This is a genomic window from Pseudomonas sp. LBUM1666, from assembly GCF_059695775.1.
This window is the reverse complement of the sequence record NZ_CP166789.1, coordinates 4,226,818-4,243,906: the sequence shown is the minus strand read 5'-3', so window position 1 is coordinate 4,243,906 and position 17,089 is coordinate 4,226,818. Positions and strand designations below refer to the sequence as shown.

Genomic DNA, 17,089 nt, shown 5'->3' with positions numbered 1-17,089 from the left:
ATACATCGTCAGTGGTACCCACCAATGCTCGCCTCGGACAATAGTCTTGATGGGCGATTCATTTGTGGAGAATCTTTATATTGACGAGGATAAAAGAATAGCTTCGCAGCTAGAAAGAATGCTTTTGGCGAATGGGTATGACTATCAGGTTTTAAATGCTGGTGTTTCAGGTACTACCAATTTAAATGCAACTAATCTTTTGTTGAATAAAGTTGTTTATCATGCACCGAAAGCAGTTGTGTTTGTTACATCGTCAAATGATCTTGCGGCGTTAAGGTATGAGTGTGGCTACAGCAATCGCAGTAAGTTTCATGGAAATATTGTTCCGGAAGACTTAAGTGAAAGTTGGACAAAATCATCCGTAAGCGAAAATATAGATCAGTTGGTCGACAACCTGAAGGTTGTAAGTTTTATCTGTAAGCTTCACGGTATAAAGTTGTATGTTTGTACTTATCCTGAGATTCAAAGTAACGAAGATTTAAAGCTTATAAATTCCAGGGTTCGGGTCTTTGCGGCAAATGAATCTGTTGAGCTTGTCGATTTAGATAAGTTGATCATGAAGAATGATATTTATTACTACGACAAGCTTCATGTTAGTCATATAGGGGCCTCTGTAGCCGCTAAAAGTATATTCGATCGTATAAAGAATTCGTTGTTGACTGAAGAGACAGTGAGTTTTTCTCGGTCTTTAAGTGTGAGTGAGTTTGGTTTAAATCATTTAGATCTACACTGGTTGGCGTCGCAAGAACTCCCAAGTGAAGGTCAGTCAGGTTATATTGTTTCGCTTAACATCGACTGCACGGCCAAATCGGTCAGAAAACACAAAGCTTTAGTGGTTCAAGTAGAGTTTGATCAGGAGCCAATATTCTCCACTGAGCACAAATATTCCTTTTCCAGGTCGTCTGGATGGCATTTCTATGTAGATCTGATTGCAGATTGCAGGCAGCAGTTTTCCATACCGATTATTCTACCTGACAATGTGCAACAACTTCGTGTTGGTCTCAGGGTTTTTGATGAGGAGTGCTTTGTTAGTGTAAGTAACATTGCGCTTGAAGTGATCAAGAAGGTTTGAGCTATTGTAAATGCCAAGGGGTGTGTAAGTTACTTGGCATTTTTTATAAAATGCAAGATTGGCGGGTAGGGGCGGTCAAGGGGTAAGCAATCCATGTGTCTGAGACTCTGGTGTGCATGATTAATCCGTGTTGCGGCCTGCGGCAGACAGATTTAAATTATTGTCCCCAGAAATCAATGATTTTAAATAGTGAATGTGCGTTCATATTTGTCGAGCTATGATCGCCGCCTACATAACAGCGCGTATATGTAAGCTTCAAGTCGTCAAGTGTTGAGAAAAGCTTTTGTGCTGCTGCTGCATCTGCCGGGTAATCGCCATGCTCTATGTAGAGCTTGGGTTTGGATGGGAATCTATAAATAAAATCGTTAAGATCAACCCAGTTCGTACCTGCTTCGCGAATCTGGCGCTCCCAGTTTTGTAAGGAATGTCTGCGCGAACTCTGGTAGTCAACTTGAGGATTGGTAACAATTACCCCTGCAACATCCATCCAAAAGCCAAAATAGAGTGCGGCATACCCACCCATGGAGCTGCCTACCAAAAACGTGTCTTTACTTGTGAGGTTGTGCTTCTGTAGGTGTTCGCTAATGAATTTGTGGTAGCGGACTTGTGTTGGGGCTGTGTCGCTGCCTATGTAGTAGCGGTGGTCATTGTCCCTGAAGATAATGTATAGATCTTCGCATCCCTCCTTATGTCTATTGTAGAACCATGACCAGCGCTCATATTTCCCCGGGTTCATACTCGTGAAAGAGATCACTGCTCTTTTTGGATTGTTGCCGCACATAACAAGTGCATCGATGCCAGTGGCTTTATGTGCAAATCGTTGAAAAGCACTTTCTACATTAGAGGGTGGTGAGACGCTCTCATTGCCGGTGCTGGTTTCTGCACAATCCTCAGCAGATTGACTAACGATTAAAGAGGGGACAGTTTTGCTGCTGATGGCTTCCATCTGAGGCACTCATTGGGGTGGGCTATTAACAATGGCGGTACGGTACCAACAAGTACCTGGAGCGGGAGTATCCACGAGGGGAATTGGTTCGGATGAGTGTGATCATCTGTCGCCTCGTTACGGTTGAGGCGACAGTCGTCGAGGGGCTGATTGTCAGTTCGTAGGGCTCACACCAACTGCACGTCCAAGTAGGAGGGTCTGTACGATGGGGCCAATGATCTTTTGCCATTCATAGACAGCAGCATTGGTCACATAAATCGTATCGTCAGGTTTGAGCATGACTTGGCGCGCATAAAAAATGGCTGCCGGATCACGCATGTCGATACGCATGACGATTGGTTTTGCGGGTTGTTTCGGGCTGGAGTCACCCATTCGAAACACGAAGACCCCTTGAGGGTTCGCACTGGTCTCTTTCAGCCCTCCGACGGAGCCCAACGCATCGAGCAGGCTTGCATTTTGGGACGGCAGATCGTGCAAGCCAGGCTCGCCCACGGCGCCCATTGCCACGAAGCGCTGGCGTGAGCGGTCCAGAACAACTTCCGAGTTGGGTTTCAGGGCAAAGTTATTGCCGGCAAGTATTTCTTCGTAGTTGAAGGTGTTGGCCTGATCGCCATTGCGCACAGTGACATTAACCAGGTGCGGCTCCAGGAGCGGACCGCCAGCCTGGTTGATGGCGTCAAGAAGGGTCAGCGGTCCTTGCAGGGTGGAAAAACGCCCTGGAGCTTTCACCGCCCCGGCAACGAGTACGGAGCCGGAAAGGTCGCCAACCAGATCAACGTGCACTTGTACGTCGGAAGTTACGCCCTTGAGCTTTTGTCGGATCAAGTCTTCAACCTGGATCAGGGTCATGCCCGCTACGAACTGATGACCGACATAGGGCAGGGAAATCATGCCCTGCGAGTCGATGCGCACTTTAAGTTGGGTGCCGCCAGTGGAGAGGGGCGCAAACAGACTGGAGCCTTCCGGGGCGTTATCGGTAATCAGCACGCTAATCACATCACCGCCCATCAGGCGGACGCTTTGTGCCATTGGGCTGGTAATGGTTGCCTTGACTGGCTTGGACGGTGAGCGCATGAACGGTGCAATTGTGTTTGCGTTGATGTCTACCAGGTCATAGGCGGTGTTCTTGTTTTCAATGGTGCCTTTGTAGGGGCCAGCACCGGACAGGGTGCCGCCGCAACCTGCCAATGTCAGAGTCACCAGCATCAAACCCGCAACTGCGCTGTTTCGCATGCTCAAATTCAGGGGGCGAAGGGGCAGGTTGGAAATGGATTTAATCACGATGATCCTCGATCGATGCAATTAGGAAGCGAGTAATGCCGTACAGCAGCAGCAGTGCCAGGAAAATGGTCGCCAGGTTGTACAAGCGCTCTGGGTAAAGGGCCAGCTGCGGAGTATTAGGGGTGACCACGGTGACCAGCGTGCGAATCTTCTTGCTGGCTTCGATTCGTGCGTTATCCAGTGCAGCGACGGCGGTTTTGTAGGTTTCTTCGGCGATGCCGGCGTCCAGCATCAATTGCTGGAAGCGCGAGGCCACCACGTTGAGTTGGTCTCCATCGGGAGCTGACACCAACAAACGTTTTTCAGTCGCCAGTTGCTCGCGAATGGCATTGACCCGCTGCTGTTGCTGTTTGACTTGCGGAGAGTCTTGACGAAGTTTGTAGAGCATCTCGGTCAGCACGGCGCGCTCTTTGGAGTACTCGCCTTCCAGTGTGTCGATAATGCTTGCACGGCCCTGAGCAGAGCTTTTGCCGTCCAGTACCTTGTTCACGTTCTGGAAGCGCAGCAGCTCTTCTTTGCGTTTGGTGTAGTTCTTCTTCGCGCTTTCCAGTTCGCCGTGGGCGAAGCGCATCTGCTCGCGGGCGATGCTGTGGGAGACTTCGTTCACGAAGTGTTCACTGGCTTCAAGAATGGTCTTGACCATTTGCTCGGCCAGTTCAGGGCTGAAGGCCTGTACTTCAACCTTGAGCAGGCCGGTCGTCTCGTCGTAGTGAGCGGAGACCATGCGCTTGTAGTATTCAAGCAGGTCTTCTCGCGGTGTATCCGCCTTCAGCCAGAAGAACGGGTCATTGCGTTGTGCGGTGTATTGCTCAACCCAGTGCAGGCGATCTTCCAGCAGTTGCATCATGTCCATCGATACGATGTATTCGCGCAAGTACAGCGTTTCTTCCCGGGATGCCGGGTTAGTACCACTGAGCAGCATGCCGAGACCTGGTAGTTGAGCTCCAGGGTTGCTGCCTTCCTGACGAACCACGACTTGCGCGGAACTGACATAGCGGTCCACGGCAAAGAAGTTGTAGTAAACGATGGCCAGTGCCAGCGGTACCACGATCAACCCCAGAGTCAGGCGCCAGCCCTTGAATTTACCCGTACTGCTCATATGCACACGCATCCTTGAAATAAAACAATCACGCCATGGTCAGGGCGATCAGGTGTTGTAGGCCTTGATGCCTTCGGCGACATCGTCATAGATCTGCACTCCGCCATCTCGCACCAGCAGCACGACATCGCAGAGTTTTTGAATTTCATTCATGTTGTGCGAGACCAGCACAACCTTGGACTTCTGCAGTCGCTCTTCGAAGACTTCGGCGCACTTGCGTTTGAAGTGTGCGTCGCCCACGGACATGACTTCGTCAATCAGGTAGTAGTCAAAGTCGAACGCCATGCTCAGGCCGAAAGCCAGGCGCGAGCGCATGCCCGATGAGTAGGTTTTGACGGGCTCGTCGATCCAGGTGCCGATCTCGGCGAAGTCTTCGACATAGCGGACTTTCTGGCGCATGGCTTCACCCACGGCGCCGTAGACGCGGGCGACGAACTTGATGTTCTCGCGGCCGGTCATGCTGCCCTGAAAGCCGCCAGACAAACCCACGGGCCAGGAGATGCTTTTGTCTGTGGCAACGGTCCCGGAGTCGGGCATATCGGCGCCACCCAACAAGCGCATGAGGGTGGATTTGCCAGCCCCGTTACGACCGATCAGGCCGATGTTTTTCCCTGCCGGAATTTTTAGCGACAAATCGCGGAAAACGTGACGACGGCCTTTTGGGGTCAGGTACGACTTGGTGATGTTTCTGAGCTCGAACACGGGAAGCCTGCGGTTAGCCGTTCTTGGTGGAGATCAAATGCAGTCGACGAACCCGGTAGGTGCCAAGCGACACAAACAGTAGAACCAGGGTGACGGCAACGACGTAATGGAGTGAGACGCCATCGACCGGCACGTAGTAAGGAAAGATCTCGGCGCGGATCAGTTCCAGCAGATGCAGGAATGGATTGAGCAGCAACAGCGGCAGCATCGCGTGTGGCAGATAGGCTGCCGGGATCAGTACTCCGGAGATGAAGTACAGCGGGAAGAACATCATGCGGATGAACAACTTGCTGCCGGGAATGGCGTGTGCGATCAGGGAGAGCAGCATGCCCAGGCCAAAGGCAAACAGCACCCCCAGCAAGATGGTCAGTATCCATTGGATGGGGGCCTTGATCGACATATCGAAGCCGTACCAGGCGAAGCCGAACACCAGAATGGCGTAGACCGTGGCGGAAATACTGAACTCTACGAGTGCGCGGGCTATGAAAGTGTCGAGTGGCTTGATCTGTTTGTAGGCAAACAGCGAACGGTTTTCCCGGGGGCTGTCCATCAGACGCAGCGCAATGTTGCGAAACAGTAGAAAAGGCGCGAGGCCCACCAACACGAATACAGGAAAGTCCAGGCCTGCCACGCTTCTGCCGCGAATCAAAGAGAACAACACGCTGAGAATCAACAGGTGACAAATCGGCTCAAGCAGCATCCACACCGCGCCCAATCGACTTTCACCGATACGCGCGCGCGCTTCGCGCAGCACCAGGGCAAAGATGACGGATTTTTTGATCTGCAGGGAGGAGCGAGGCTTCAAGAGTAGTTACCGCACAGCACAACGGCGCGATAAACGCGTTGCTTGAATTCATTTTCAGAGGACTATCTGTCGATGTAGGACAGATCGCTTCCATTCGTGGGGCGGGAGGTTAAACGCTGTAGGCGACAGGAGTCAAGCCACTTAGTTCCCTACCACTGAGCAGTTGATTTTGCCCTTTTTGGCGGCATTTTGGCCGAGGCTGAAGACTTGATCAGTTTGCTCAACATCGAGGCTGTTTTAGCTGGCGAGCATAGGGTAAGTGAACAATCCAAAGTGCAGCAGATTCAAACCGAAGTGGGTCGCGATAGCAGCACCCAAACCGCCAAATCGATAGGCTAAGCCATAGCCAGCACCCGCTAGACTTGCCAGCACCACCCATTGCCAGCCAGCGCCAAGATGCGCCAGGCCGAACAACAACGAAGCGAGTAGCAGTGCCAGGTTTTCGCCGTAGGGCAGATTTTTGAAGCGTCGGCTCAGGCCACCCTGGATATAGCCGCGAAACAGCGCTTCTTCCACCAGCGTCACCAGCAGAAGATTATTGTTCGTCCAGAGCCAGGCTTGATCCGGCCATTTCGGTGCCCACTCGACGATCCCGAGCAGCCAGGCTCCTCCCAGCGTGGCGAGTGCCGTCAGGCTCAAGGCAATAGCGCTTATTTTTAACGTCGTCATCAACGAGTGTCGGCCGACGATCCATGGGCACACCAGTAACAGCCAGAAGCCAATCAGCGGTTTGTCCAGATTCAGGTTCATCGAGAACGGCACGGCGCCCTCGGTAAAGCGCTCCTGGACGATCATTTTGGCATTGTAAAAACCCGGCCATCTATGGAATGCCAAGACGAGTGCCAGGAGGATGAACAGTGTGTGGCCGAGGTAACGAGCGAAGCGGTAGTTTTGTTGCTGGACGGCGAAAGCAGCGAGCAGCAGCAGGATGATAGCGATGCTTGCCTGGACGGTCAGTTGCCCGTAGGTGAGTGCGAGGACATAGCCGGCAGAAAGTAGTGTCAGGTACGGCCAGAGCAGTACGAGCATCAGGGTCATCCTTATTGACTGGCATCGCTACCTAATGTGGGGCATTTAGGCAGATATACCCGCGAGTCAGCAATTGGCGCACTGATATTTTTCCTTAAGATGGAGTGCTTAGAGCACAGGGTGTGACTATGTCTATGAGTGCCTGACATTCGCTCGAATGGCGCTTTACCGGATGATCCTGAACCAGGGGACGCACATGATTACGTGGCCTGTGATTGCTGTGACATTGTTAATGCTGGTACCCGTTTTGGCTTTTGTTACTTCGATGAATGGTTGGGCTCAGCATTTCAAGATTGAAGGGAATACTGAGTATTAGTTTCGGCTCTGCCAAGTATCTGTCCTTTTAAAGGGCGCACAAAAAAACACCGCCTGCGATGGCGGTGTTTTTGTTTGTGCGTCAGTTACGACGCAATCAACTGTCGCAACACATAATGCAAAATCCCCCCCGATTTGAAGTACTCCACCTCATTCAAGGTATCGATCCGGCACAACACCTCGACTTTCTCGCGGCTGCCGTTTTCACGGGTGATCACCAGCGTCAGGTTCATCCGCGGCGTCAGCTCGACGCCGGTCAAACCCAGAATATCCAGCGTCTCCTTGCCGGTCAGGTTCAGGCTCTTGCGGTTTTGATCCAGCTTGAACTGCAACGGCAACACGCCCATGCCCACCAGGTTGGAGCGGTGAATCCGTTCGAAGCTCTCGGCGATGACCGCTTTGACCCCCAGCAGATTGGTGCCCTTGGCCGCCCAGTCGCGACTCGAGCCGGTGCCGTATTCTTGCCCGGCAATCACCACCAGCGGCGTGCCCGAGGCTTGATAGCGCATGGCTGCGTCGTAGATCGGCATCCTCTCCCCGGTGGGAATGTAAATCGTATTGCCGCCTTCTTCGCCGCCGAGCATTTCGTTACGAATGCGGATGTTGGCAAAGGTGCCGCGCATCATCACTTCGTGGTTGCCGCGTCGCGAGCCGTAGGAGTTGAAGTCCCGTGGTTCCACACCTTTCTCGCGCAGGTAGTGGCCTGCGGGGCTGTCAGCCTTGATGTTGCCGGCCGGGGAGATGTGGTCGGTGGTTACCGAATCGCCGAGCAATGCTAGGACTCTCGCACCGGCGACGTCCTTGACCACCGGCGGCGGGCCGCCGATGTCATCGAAGAACGGTGGGTGCTGGATGTAAGTCGAATCGTCCTGCCAGACATACGTCGCCGCTTGCGGCACTTCAATCGCCTGCCATTGCTCGTCGCCGGCAAACACTTCGGCGTATTCCTTGTGGAACATCGCGGTGTTGACCTGGTTCACCGCGTCGGCGATTTCTTTGGTGCTCGGCCAGATATCCCGCAGATAAACCAGATTGCCCTCTTTGTCGGTACCCAAAGGCTCGCTGCTGATGTCGATGCGCACCGTGCCGGCCAGCGCATAGGCGACTACCAGCGGTGGGGAGGCCAGCCAGTTGGTTTTCACCAGCGGATGCACGCGACCTTCGAAGTTGCGGTTGCCCGACAACACCGAGGCGACGGTCAGGTCGGCGGCCTGAATGGCTTTTTCGATCGGCTCCGCCAATGGCCCGGAGTTGCCGATGCACGTGGTGCAGCCGTAACCGACCAAAGCAAAACCCAGTTCATCAAGGTACGGGGTCAGGCCGGCAGCCTTGTAGTAGTCGGTGACCACTTTCGAGCCTGGGGCCAGCGAACTCTTGACCCACGGTTTGCGCTTGAGGCCTTTTTCCACGGCTTTCTTCGCCACCAGGCCGGCGGCCATCATCACGCTCGGGTTGGAGGTGTTGGTGCAGGAGGTGATCGCCGCGATCACCACCGCGCCGTTTTTCAATCGATAGGTCTGGCCGTCGTATTCGTAGTCGGCTTCACCGGCCAGATCGGCATTGCCCACCGCAACGCCACCGCCGCCTTCACTTTCGAGACGACCGACTTCCTTGCTGGTGGGTTTGAATTGCAGGTCGACGAAGTCACTGAACGCTTGCGCGACGTTCGGCAGTGATACCCGGTCCTGTGGGCGTTTCGGCCCGGCAAGGCTGGCTTCGACGCTGCCCATGTCCAGCGCCAGGCTGTCGGTGAACGCCGGTTCCTGGCCCGGCAGGCGCCACAGGCCCTGGGCTTTGCTGTAGGCCTCGACCAGTTTCACGGTTTCGCTGGGGCGACCGGATAAACGCAGATAGTCCAGGGTGATGTCGTCCACCGGGAAGAAGCCGCAGGTGGCGCCGTATTCCGGGGCCATGTTGGCGATGGTCGCGCGGTCGGCCAGCGGCAGGTCGGCGAGGCCGTCGCCGTAGAACTCGACGAATTTGCCGACCACGCCTTTCTTGCGCAGCATTTGGGTGACGGTCAGCACCAGGTCGGTGGCGGTGATGCCTTCCTTGAGCTTGCCGGTGAGTTTGAAGCCGATCACTTCCGGGATCAGCATCGACACCGGTTGGCCAAGCATCGCCGCTTCCGCTTCGATCCCGCCAACGCCCCAGCCGAGCACGCCGAGGCCGTTGATCATGGTGGTGTGGGAGTCGGTGCCGACCAGGGTGTCGGGGAAGGCATAGGTGCGGCCGTCCTCGTCTTTGGTCCAGACCGTGCGCCCCAGGTACTCCAGATTCACCTGGTGACAGATGCCGGTGCCCGGCGGTACCACGCTGAAATTGTCGAAGGCGCTTTGGCCCCAGCGCAGGAACGCATAACGTTCACCGTTGCGCTGCATTTCAATGTCGACGTTCTGTTCGAAGGCGCTGCTGCTGGCGAACTTGTCGACCATCACTGAGTGGTCGATCACCAGATCCACCGGGGAGAGTGGATTGATTCGCTGCGGGTCGCCGCCGGCCTTCGCCATCGCGGCACGCATGGCGGCCAGGTCGACCACGGCGGGAACGCCGGTAAAGTCCTGCATCAATACCCGCGCGGGACGGTATTGAATTTCACGGTCGGAGCGACGTTCCTTGAGCCAGGCGGCAATCGCCCTGAGGTCGGCGTCGGTGACGGTTTTTTCATCTTCCCAGCGCAGCAGGTTTTCCAGCAGCACTTTCAACGACATTGGCAGCTTGTCCAGGTCGCCCAGGCTTTTGGCGGCATCCGGCAGGCTGAAATAATGGTAGGTCTTGTCGTCGACTTGCAGGGTTTTAAGGGTTTTCAGGCTATCGAGGGACGGCATTGAAATGACTCCTTTGGGTCCGCACGGCTACGGACTGACGGGACGGACAGAGCATTAAAACTAGCCCTGTTTTAAGTAGCTGGCTAATAACTGGACTCTATCGACAAGTCCGAGGTTCCGAACTCGGCTATCATGCGCCCGTTTTCGTGACAGGCTTTGCTTCAACGCAAGTCTGGGCATCGCGCAGTGGCTGAATTCTTCGCCAACTGCCCAGGAGTAAGAATGAACACCCTCTTTATGCATTGCCGGCCGGGCTTCGAAAGCGAAGTCTGTTCCGAGATTTCCGAACACGCCGCGCGGCTGAACGTGGCCGGTTATGCCAAGGCCAAGACCGCCAGCGCCTGCGCCGAGTTCATTTGCACCGAAGAAGACGGTGCCGAGCGCCTGATGCGTGGCCAGCGTTTCGCCGATCTGATCTTCCCGCGCCAGTGGGCTCGCGGGATCTTCATCGATCTGCCGGAAACCGACCGCATCAGCGTGATCCTCGCGCACATGGCGGACTTCCCGCTGTGCGGCAGCCTGTGGCTGGAAATGGTCGACACCAACGATGGCAAGGAACTGTCGAACTTCTGCAAGAAGTTCGAAGGCCACCTGCGCAAGGCGCTGATGGCCGCTGGCAAACTGGTTGAAGATGCGCACAAACCGCGTCTGCTGCTGACCTTCAAAAGTGGCCGTGAAGTGTTCATGGGGCTGGCCGAGTCGAACAATTCGGCGATGTGGCCGATGGGCATTCCGCGTCTGAAGTTTCCGCGTGAAGCGCCGAGCCGTTCGACGCTGAAACTGGAAGAGGCGTGGCACCACTTCATCCCGCGCGATCAGTGGGATGAGCGTCTGCACAGCGACATGACTGGCGTCGACCTTGGCGCTGCTCCCGGCGGCTGGACCTGGCAACTGGTCAACCGCGGCATGCTGGTGACCGCGATCGACAACGGCCCGATGGCCGAAAGCCTGATGGACACCGGTTTGGTGCAACACTTGATGGCTGACGGTTTCACCTTCAAGCCCAAGCAACCGGTGGACTGGATGGTCTGCGACATCGTCGAGAAACCGGCGCGCAACGCCGCGATGCTGGAAGAATGGATTGGCGAGGGGCATTGCCGCGAAGCGGTGGTCAACCTCAAGCTGCCGATGAAACAGCGTTACGCCGAAGTGAAGCGTTTACTGGAGCGCATCGCCGACGGGTTCAAGGAGCGCGGTATTCGGGTCGAGATCGGCTGTAAGCAGCTGTATCACGACCGTGAAGAAGTGACGTGCCATTTGCGTCGGCTGGATGTTAAGAAACCCAAGTCCCGCTGATTCACACGGCCCCATGTGGGAGCGAGCTTGCTCGCGATAGCGATCGACCAGCCAACATCAATGTTGAATGTGTAATTGCAATCGCGAGCAAGCTCGCTCCCACAGGTCCGGTGTACGACACAGATGACGTTAAACCCGGCAATGCGCGACAATGCCGGCAAGTTTCAGGAGTGAATCATGAGTGAAATGATTGATACGCCGGTTGACGGCACCCTCGACGCCACCGGCCTCAACTGCCCGGAACCGGTGATGATGCTGCACCAGCACATCCGTGACCTGGCGCCCGGCGGCCTGCTCAAGGTGATTGCCACCGACCCGTCGACCCGTCGCGACATCCCCAAGTTCTGCGTGTTTCTCGACCATGAACTGGTGGCGCAGCACGAAGAGGCAGGTACCTACCTCTACTGGATCCGCAAGAAACTCGCTTAACCCGCCGAATGGCTGATGCGAATCCGCTTGCGTGCACTGCGCGTCAGGCGGATCGACAGCATCAACGCTGCGCAACTCAAGCCGACAATCAAACCCTGCCACAGCCCGCTCGGGCCGCTCGGCGCGCCGAACCAATCGGTCAGGCCCAGTGCGTAACCCACCGGCAAACCAATCCCCCAGTAAGCGAACAGCGTCAGGATCATCGTCACCCGAGTGTCCTGATAACCGCGCAACGCGCCGGCAGCCGTCACCTGGATCGCATCGGAAAACTGGAACAGCGCCGAATACACAATCAGCATCGCCGCGACCTGAATCACCGTCGGGTCGGCCGTGTAGATCGTTGCGATGTGTTCACGCAGCAACAGCATCATGCTCGCGGAAATGCACGCATAGGCCAGCGCCGTGCCCATGCCGACACCGGCAGCGAAGCGGGCCTCGCGCGGCTCCTGACGGCCAAGCGCCTGGCCGACCCGCACGGTCACGGCCATGCCAAGGGAGTAAGGAATCATGAACACCAGCGAGCTGAAGTTCAGCGCGATCTGATGCCCGGCCACCACGGTCGCGCCGAGGCTGCCGATCAGCAGCGCAATCACCGCGAAGATGCTCGACTCGGCGAACACCGCGATGCCGATCGGCAGGCCGATGCCCAGCAGGCGTTTGATCACCGACCACTGCGGCCAGTCGAAACGGCTGAACAATTCACTCGACTGATACGCCGGCGCCCAGCGCTCCCACCCGGCCATGCCCAGGGCCATCACCCACATCACGATCGCCGTGGCCCAGCCGCAACCGACACCACCCATGGCCGGCACACCGAAGTGGCCATAGATGAAGACGTAGTTCAGCGGAATGTTCAGCGCCAGCCCGCACAGACCCAACACCATGGCCGGACGCGTACGCCCCAGGCCGTCACTGAAGCAGCGCAGCACATGGTAGAACGCAACGGCGGGCAAACCGCTGGCGATGCCATGCAGGTATTGCATGCACGGGCCGATCAGTTCGGGATCGACCTTCATGATGTGCAGAATCGGTTCGGCGCTGAACAACATGCCGGTCGCCATCAACCCCACCACCAACGCCAGCCACAGTGCCTGGCGCACGATCGGGCCGATTTCGCTGTGGGTGCCGGCGCCGAAACGCTGGGCGACTTTCGGGGTAGTAGCCAGCAGCGTGCCGGTCATCAACAGAAACACCGGCACCCAGATCGAGTTGCCCAGCGCCACCGCCGCCAGATCCCGTGGCCCGACCCGACCCGCCATCACCGCATCGACGAAGCCCATGGCGGTGGTCGCCAGTTGCGCGATCATGATCGGCAGGGCCAGGCCGAGCAGGTTTTTCAGCTCCAGGCGAACCCGGGCCGGACGGGTGAGGGAAGTAGCGGCGGGGCGGTCAGTCACGGAATTCAAGGGCGAAACGTCCAAAGATGTTGATGCGCAAGGCGGCGCATTCTACGCCCTGACGTAGTGGTCAGGAAAAGTCCTGTGTTAGGGATTTGTAATCAGTTTTCGAACGTTGCGACATTCCCTGTGGCGAGGGGACTTGTCCCCGTTGGGCTGCGAAGCGGCCCCTATTCCTGAGTCTCCGTTATTACAGACACTCCGCGTGCGCTGGTTTGACGACTGCTGCGCAGCCGAACGGGGACAAGTCCCCTCGCCACAGGATGCGTGATGACGCCTAATGCCCGCTGGCCCACCACGGCCATCTCCGCCTACACTGCCGATCCGCCAAAGGAGCCTGCCATGCTGATTGTTGCCGACGAAAATATCCCGCTGCTCGATGCCTTCTTCGAAGGTTTCGGTGAAATCCGCCGGGTGCCGGGACGTTCCATTGATCGCGCCACCGTCGAGCAGGCCGATGTGCTGCTGGTGCGCTCGGTGACCAACGTTAACCGCGCGTTGCTCGAAGGCAGCAAGGTACGCTTTGTCGGCACCTGCACCATCGGCACGGATCACCTGGATCTGGATTACTTTCAGCGGGCCGGCATCACCTGGTCCAGCGCACCCGGCTGCAACGCCCGGGGCGTGGTCGACTACGTGCTCGGCAGTCTGTTGACCCTGGCCGAAATCGAAGGCGCCGACCTGACTCAACGCACCTACGGCATCGTCGGTGCCGGTGAAGTGGGCGGCCGCTTGGTCAAGGTTCTGCAAGGTCTGGGCTGGAACGTGCTGGTCTGCGATCCGCCAAGGCAAGCCGCAGAAGGTGGCGATTACGTCAGTCTTGAACAGATCATCGAGCAGTGCGATGTCATCAGTCTGCACACGCCGTTGAAGAAACACGGCGCCCAGTTAACCTGGCATCTGTTCGATAAAAACCGTTTGAACCAGCTAAAACCCGGCACCTGGCTGATCAACGCCAGTCGTGGCCCGGTGGTGGACAACGCCGCGCTGCGCCAGGTGCTGCTGCAACGCGAAGACCTGCAAGCGGTACTGGACGTCTGGGAAGGTGAGCCTGAGGTCGATGTGGCACTGGCCGAACTCTGCGTGCTGGCGACGCCGCACATTGCCGGTTACAGCCTCGACGGCAGGCAGCGTGGGACTGCGCAGATTTATCAGGCCTATTGCGATTTTCTCGGGCAAGCGGCCCAGGTCAGCTTGAACGATTTGCTGCCTGCACCCTGGTTGTCGCAAGTGACCTTGAACGCTAACAGCGATCCGGCCTGGTCGCTGGCCATGTTGTGCCGTGGCGTGTACGACCCGCGCCGCGACGATGCGGATTTCCGTCGCAGCCTTGTAGGCAATGTGAACGAACAGCGTGCGGCGTTCGATTCACTGCGCAAGCATTATCCGCTGCGGCGTGAGATTGATGGGTTGCAGGTGCGCATTGATGGGGATTCGCCTGCGTTGCTGAAGATAGTGGCGGCACTCGGTGCAACGGCTGTCTAGAGACCGCGTCGACCCTTTCGCGAGCAAGCCCGCTCCCACATTGGATCTCTGTCGTACACAAGATCTGTGTTCGCTGGAGATCCAATGTGGGAGCGGGCTTGCTCGCGAATGGCCGCACCACAATTCTGGATCAGCACCCATAAAAAACCCGGCCATCAGAGGCCGGGTCAAGAAGACGGTGGCTATATCACTTTTGTTCGGCAGGCTTGACCAATCGCTTTTCCAGTTCGCGGCAAGCGTCCTGGATCATGCCTTCAGTGATCGGTACTTCGTGCCCATCCTTATCGATAATTGAGCAACCCAGAGACTGGTCTGGCTGCGTGCGGATCACTTCAATCTTGTCTTCGCTGCTGTTTTGCAAGGACATTGCCTGTCTCCTCATCAGGTTGTGTGCTTACTGTAGAACCGCCAGGTGACCGGGCTGTGACAACTCCCTGCGATCTTTCCAACGACGGCAACATCAGTCCACCAGAAATACCGCGGCGTTGCCACCCGGACTTTAGACCAATACCGTCTAGGACCTAGGCTTTGCGGTCATATTTAACCTGACTCATTATGATTTACAGCGTTCAAGCCCATCGACCGGTGTAGGCTTGATCGCGTCAAACCCTACTGGTTGCGCCATCGAATGATCTCCATCCTCTCTTCCCGTCAACGGCGCGCCATGCGCCTGGCCCTGCGTTTCATCGCGCCTTATCGCTGGCCGGCCGTCGGTGCCTTGCTCGCATTGATCGTCACGGCGGGCATCACCTTGTCCATGGGGCAGGGGATTCGCCTGCTGGTGGATCAGGGTTTCATGACCCAGTCGCCGCATTTGCTCAACCGGTCCATCGGTCTGTTTATGTTGCTGGTGGTCGGGCTGGCGATTGGCACCTTCGCGCGTTTTTACCTGGTCTCATGGATCGGCGAACGCGTTGTCGCGGACATCCGTCGTCAGGTGTTCAATCATCTGATCTACCTGCACCCAGGATTCTACGAAGACAACCGCAGTTCCGAGATCCAATCGCGGTTGACCGCTGACACCACGCTGCTGCAATCGGTGATCGGCTCTTCGCTGTCGCTGTTTTTGCGCAATCTGTTGATGGTGATCGGCGGAATCGTCCTGCTGTTTATCACCAACCCCAAACTCACGAGCATCGTGGTGGTCGCGTTGCCGCTGGTGATCGCGCCGATCCTGATCTTCGGCCGTCGGGTGCGTAGCCTGTCGCGCCTGAGCCAGGACCGGATTGCCGATATCGGCAGCTATGTTTCCGAAACCCTGGGTCAGATCAAAACCGTGCAGGCCTACAACCATCAGGTCCAGGACGAGCAGCGCTTTGCCGCCACGGTGGAGGAGGCCTTCAACACCGCTCGCAAGCGGATCTTCCAGCGAGCCTGGCTGATTACTCTGGTGATCGTGCTGGTGCTTGGCGCGGTCGGGGTGATGCTCTGGGTCGGCGGAATGGATGTTATCGCCGGGCGGATTTCCGCGGGCGAGCTGGCGGCGTTTGTGTTTTACAGCCTGATCGTCGGCAGCGCATTCGGCACGTTGAGCGAAGTGATCGGTGAGCTGCAGCGTGCTGCCGGCGCCGCCGAGCGGATAGCCGAATTGCTGCGTTCGGAGAACATCATCCGGCCACCGACCACTGGCCTGGTGACCTTGCCTGAACGGGTGAAGGGTGACCTGGTGCTGCAAGACGTGCGCTTTTCCTACCCGTCGCGTCCCGAAAGCTATGCGGTCGATGGTTTGAATCTGATGATCAATGCCGGCGAAACCCTCGCGTTGGTCGGGCCGTCCGGTGCCGGCAAGTCGACGGTGTATGACTTGCTGCTGCGCTTCTACGACCCCGCCGAAGGACGCATCCTGCTCGATGGCGTGCCGCTTACTCAGCTCGATCCGTTGGACCTGCGCCGCTGCTTCGCCCTGGTCTCGCAATCCCCGGCGCTGTTCTTTGGCAGCATCGAAGAGAACATCCGCTATGGCAATCCGATAGCAACCCTTGCTCAGGTCCAGGAAGCGGCGAAAATCGCTTACGCCCACGACTTCATCGAACAAATGCCCAACGGCTACCAGACCCATCTTGGCGACGGTGGCCTCGGTTTGTCCGGCGGTCAGCGCCAACGCCTGGCCATCGCCCGGGCATTGCTGGTGGACGCGCCGATTCTGCTACTGGACGAAGCCACCAGCGCCCTTGACGCCCAGAGCGAACACCTGATCCAGCAAGCCCTGCCGAGCCTGATGAAAAACCGCACCACGCTGGTCATCGCCCACCGGCTGGCCACGGTGAAAAACGCTGACCGGATCGCGGTGATGGACCAAGGGAAATTGGTGGCGGTGGGTACGCATCAGGAGTTGATTGCGAGCAACGCGCTGTATGCACGGTTGGCGGCGTTGCAGTTTAACGATGGACATGAGGCCGCGTGAA

Annotated in this window: 14 protein-coding genes; 5 read left to right on the top strand and 9 right to left on the bottom strand. The window is 56.9% G+C overall.

All coding sequences use genetic code 11. The features are described 5' to 3' along the window. Nucleotides 1–49: 49 nt before the first annotated feature. Nucleotides 50–1,072 (top strand): SGNH/GDSL hydrolase family protein, encoded by a 1,023-nt coding sequence (locus ACA056_RS19480; RefSeq protein ID WP_497267024.1) that lies wholly within the window; start codon nucleotides 50–52, stop codon nucleotides 1,070–1,072. Between the two features lie 157 nt (nucleotides 1,073–1,229). Here the strand turns inward: ACA056_RS19480 and ACA056_RS19475 are convergent, their stop codons facing one another. The 7 genes from ACA056_RS19475 to acnA form a co-directional block, all read right to left on the bottom strand. Then, nucleotides 1,230–2,018: a YqiA/YcfP family alpha/beta fold hydrolase gene (locus ACA056_RS19475; RefSeq protein WP_497267022.1), complete on the bottom strand. Its 789-nt coding sequence runs from the start codon at nucleotides 2,016–2,018 to the stop codon at nucleotides 1,230–1,232. Nucleotides 2,019–2,171: 153 nt separating this feature from the next. Beyond that, nucleotides 2,172–3,251 carry a polysaccharide biosynthesis/export family protein gene (locus ACA056_RS19470; RefSeq protein ID WP_497273571.1) on the bottom strand — a complete coding sequence of 360 codons (1,080 nt, stop codon included), beginning with the start codon at nucleotides 3,249–3,251 and terminating at the stop codon, nucleotides 2,172–2,174. 40 nt (nucleotides 3,252–3,291) lie between these two features. Then, nucleotides 3,292–4,398 (bottom strand): KpsE/RkpR family capsule polysaccharide export protein, encoded by a 1,107-nt coding sequence (locus ACA056_RS19465; protein WP_497267020.1) that lies wholly within the window; start codon nucleotides 4,396–4,398, stop codon nucleotides 3,292–3,294. Nucleotides 4,399–4,446: 48 nt separating this feature from the next. After that, on the bottom strand, nucleotides 4,447–5,100 hold the full coding sequence (locus ACA056_RS19460; protein WP_497267018.1) for an ABC transporter ATP-binding protein: 654 nt from the start codon (nucleotides 5,098–5,100) through the stop codon (nucleotides 4,447–4,449). A 13-nt stretch (nucleotides 5,101–5,113) separates the two neighbouring features. Then, entirely contained in the window at nucleotides 5,114–5,905 is a 792-nt protein-coding gene (locus tag ACA056_RS19455) for an ABC transporter permease (protein ID WP_497267016.1), read from the bottom strand. Nucleotides 5,906–6,142: 237 nt separating this feature from the next. Beyond that, nucleotides 6,143–6,934, bottom strand: a complete 792-nt coding sequence (locus ACA056_RS19450) for a CPBP family glutamic-type intramembrane protease (RefSeq protein ID WP_497267014.1) — start codon at nucleotides 6,932–6,934, stop codon at nucleotides 6,143–6,145. Between the two features lie 401 nt (nucleotides 6,935–7,335). Continuing rightward, the gene (gene acnA / locus ACA056_RS19445) at nucleotides 7,336–10,077 is read right to left on the bottom strand and encodes an aconitate hydratase AcnA (protein ID WP_497267012.1); all 2,742 of its coding nucleotides are present in this window, start codon (nucleotides 10,075–10,077) and stop codon (nucleotides 7,336–7,338) included. 222 nt (nucleotides 10,078–10,299) lie between these two features. Between acnA and rlmM the strand changes: the two genes are divergently transcribed. Together rlmM and tusA are read left to right on the top strand one after the other, a co-directional pair. Next, nucleotides 10,300–11,373 (top strand): 23S rRNA (cytidine(2498)-2'-O)-methyltransferase RlmM, encoded by a 1,074-nt coding sequence (rlmM, locus tag ACA056_RS19440; RefSeq protein ID WP_129442892.1) that lies wholly within the window; start codon nucleotides 10,300–10,302, stop codon nucleotides 11,371–11,373. Between the two features lie 177 nt (nucleotides 11,374–11,550). After that, complete coding sequence (tusA, locus tag ACA056_RS19435) at nucleotides 11,551–11,802, top strand: sulfurtransferase TusA (protein ID WP_095052036.1); 252 nt, start codon at nucleotides 11,551–11,553, stop codon at nucleotides 11,800–11,802. Here tusA and ACA056_RS19430 read toward each other — a convergent pair. Then, on the bottom strand, nucleotides 11,799–13,208 hold the full coding sequence (locus tag ACA056_RS19430; protein ID WP_497267009.1) for an MATE family efflux transporter: 1,410 nt from the start codon (nucleotides 13,206–13,208) through the stop codon (nucleotides 11,799–11,801). The genes tusA and ACA056_RS19430 overlap by 4 nt on opposite strands. Before the next feature lie 333 nt (nucleotides 13,209–13,541). On the opposite strand from ACA056_RS19430, the gene pdxB reads away from it, so the two are divergent. Then, complete coding sequence (pdxB, locus tag ACA056_RS19425) at nucleotides 13,542–14,684, top strand: 4-phosphoerythronate dehydrogenase PdxB (RefSeq protein WP_497273570.1); 1,143 nt, start codon at nucleotides 13,542–13,544, stop codon at nucleotides 14,682–14,684. A 187-nt stretch (nucleotides 14,685–14,871) separates the two neighbouring features. Here the strand turns inward: pdxB and ACA056_RS19420 are convergent, their stop codons facing one another. Further along, the gene (locus ACA056_RS19420) at nucleotides 14,872–15,051 is read right to left on the bottom strand and encodes a PA1571 family protein (RefSeq protein ID WP_497267007.1); all 180 of its coding nucleotides are present in this window, start codon (nucleotides 15,049–15,051) and stop codon (nucleotides 14,872–14,874) included. Nucleotides 15,052–15,312: 261 nt separating this feature from the next. On the opposite strand from ACA056_RS19420, the gene ACA056_RS19415 reads away from it, so the two are divergent. Continuing rightward, nucleotides 15,313–17,088 carry an ABC transporter transmembrane domain-containing protein gene (locus ACA056_RS19415; RefSeq protein WP_497267005.1) on the top strand — a complete coding sequence of 592 codons (1,776 nt, stop codon included), beginning with the start codon at nucleotides 15,313–15,315 and terminating at the stop codon, nucleotides 17,086–17,088. Nucleotide 17,089: the final 1 nt, after the last annotated feature.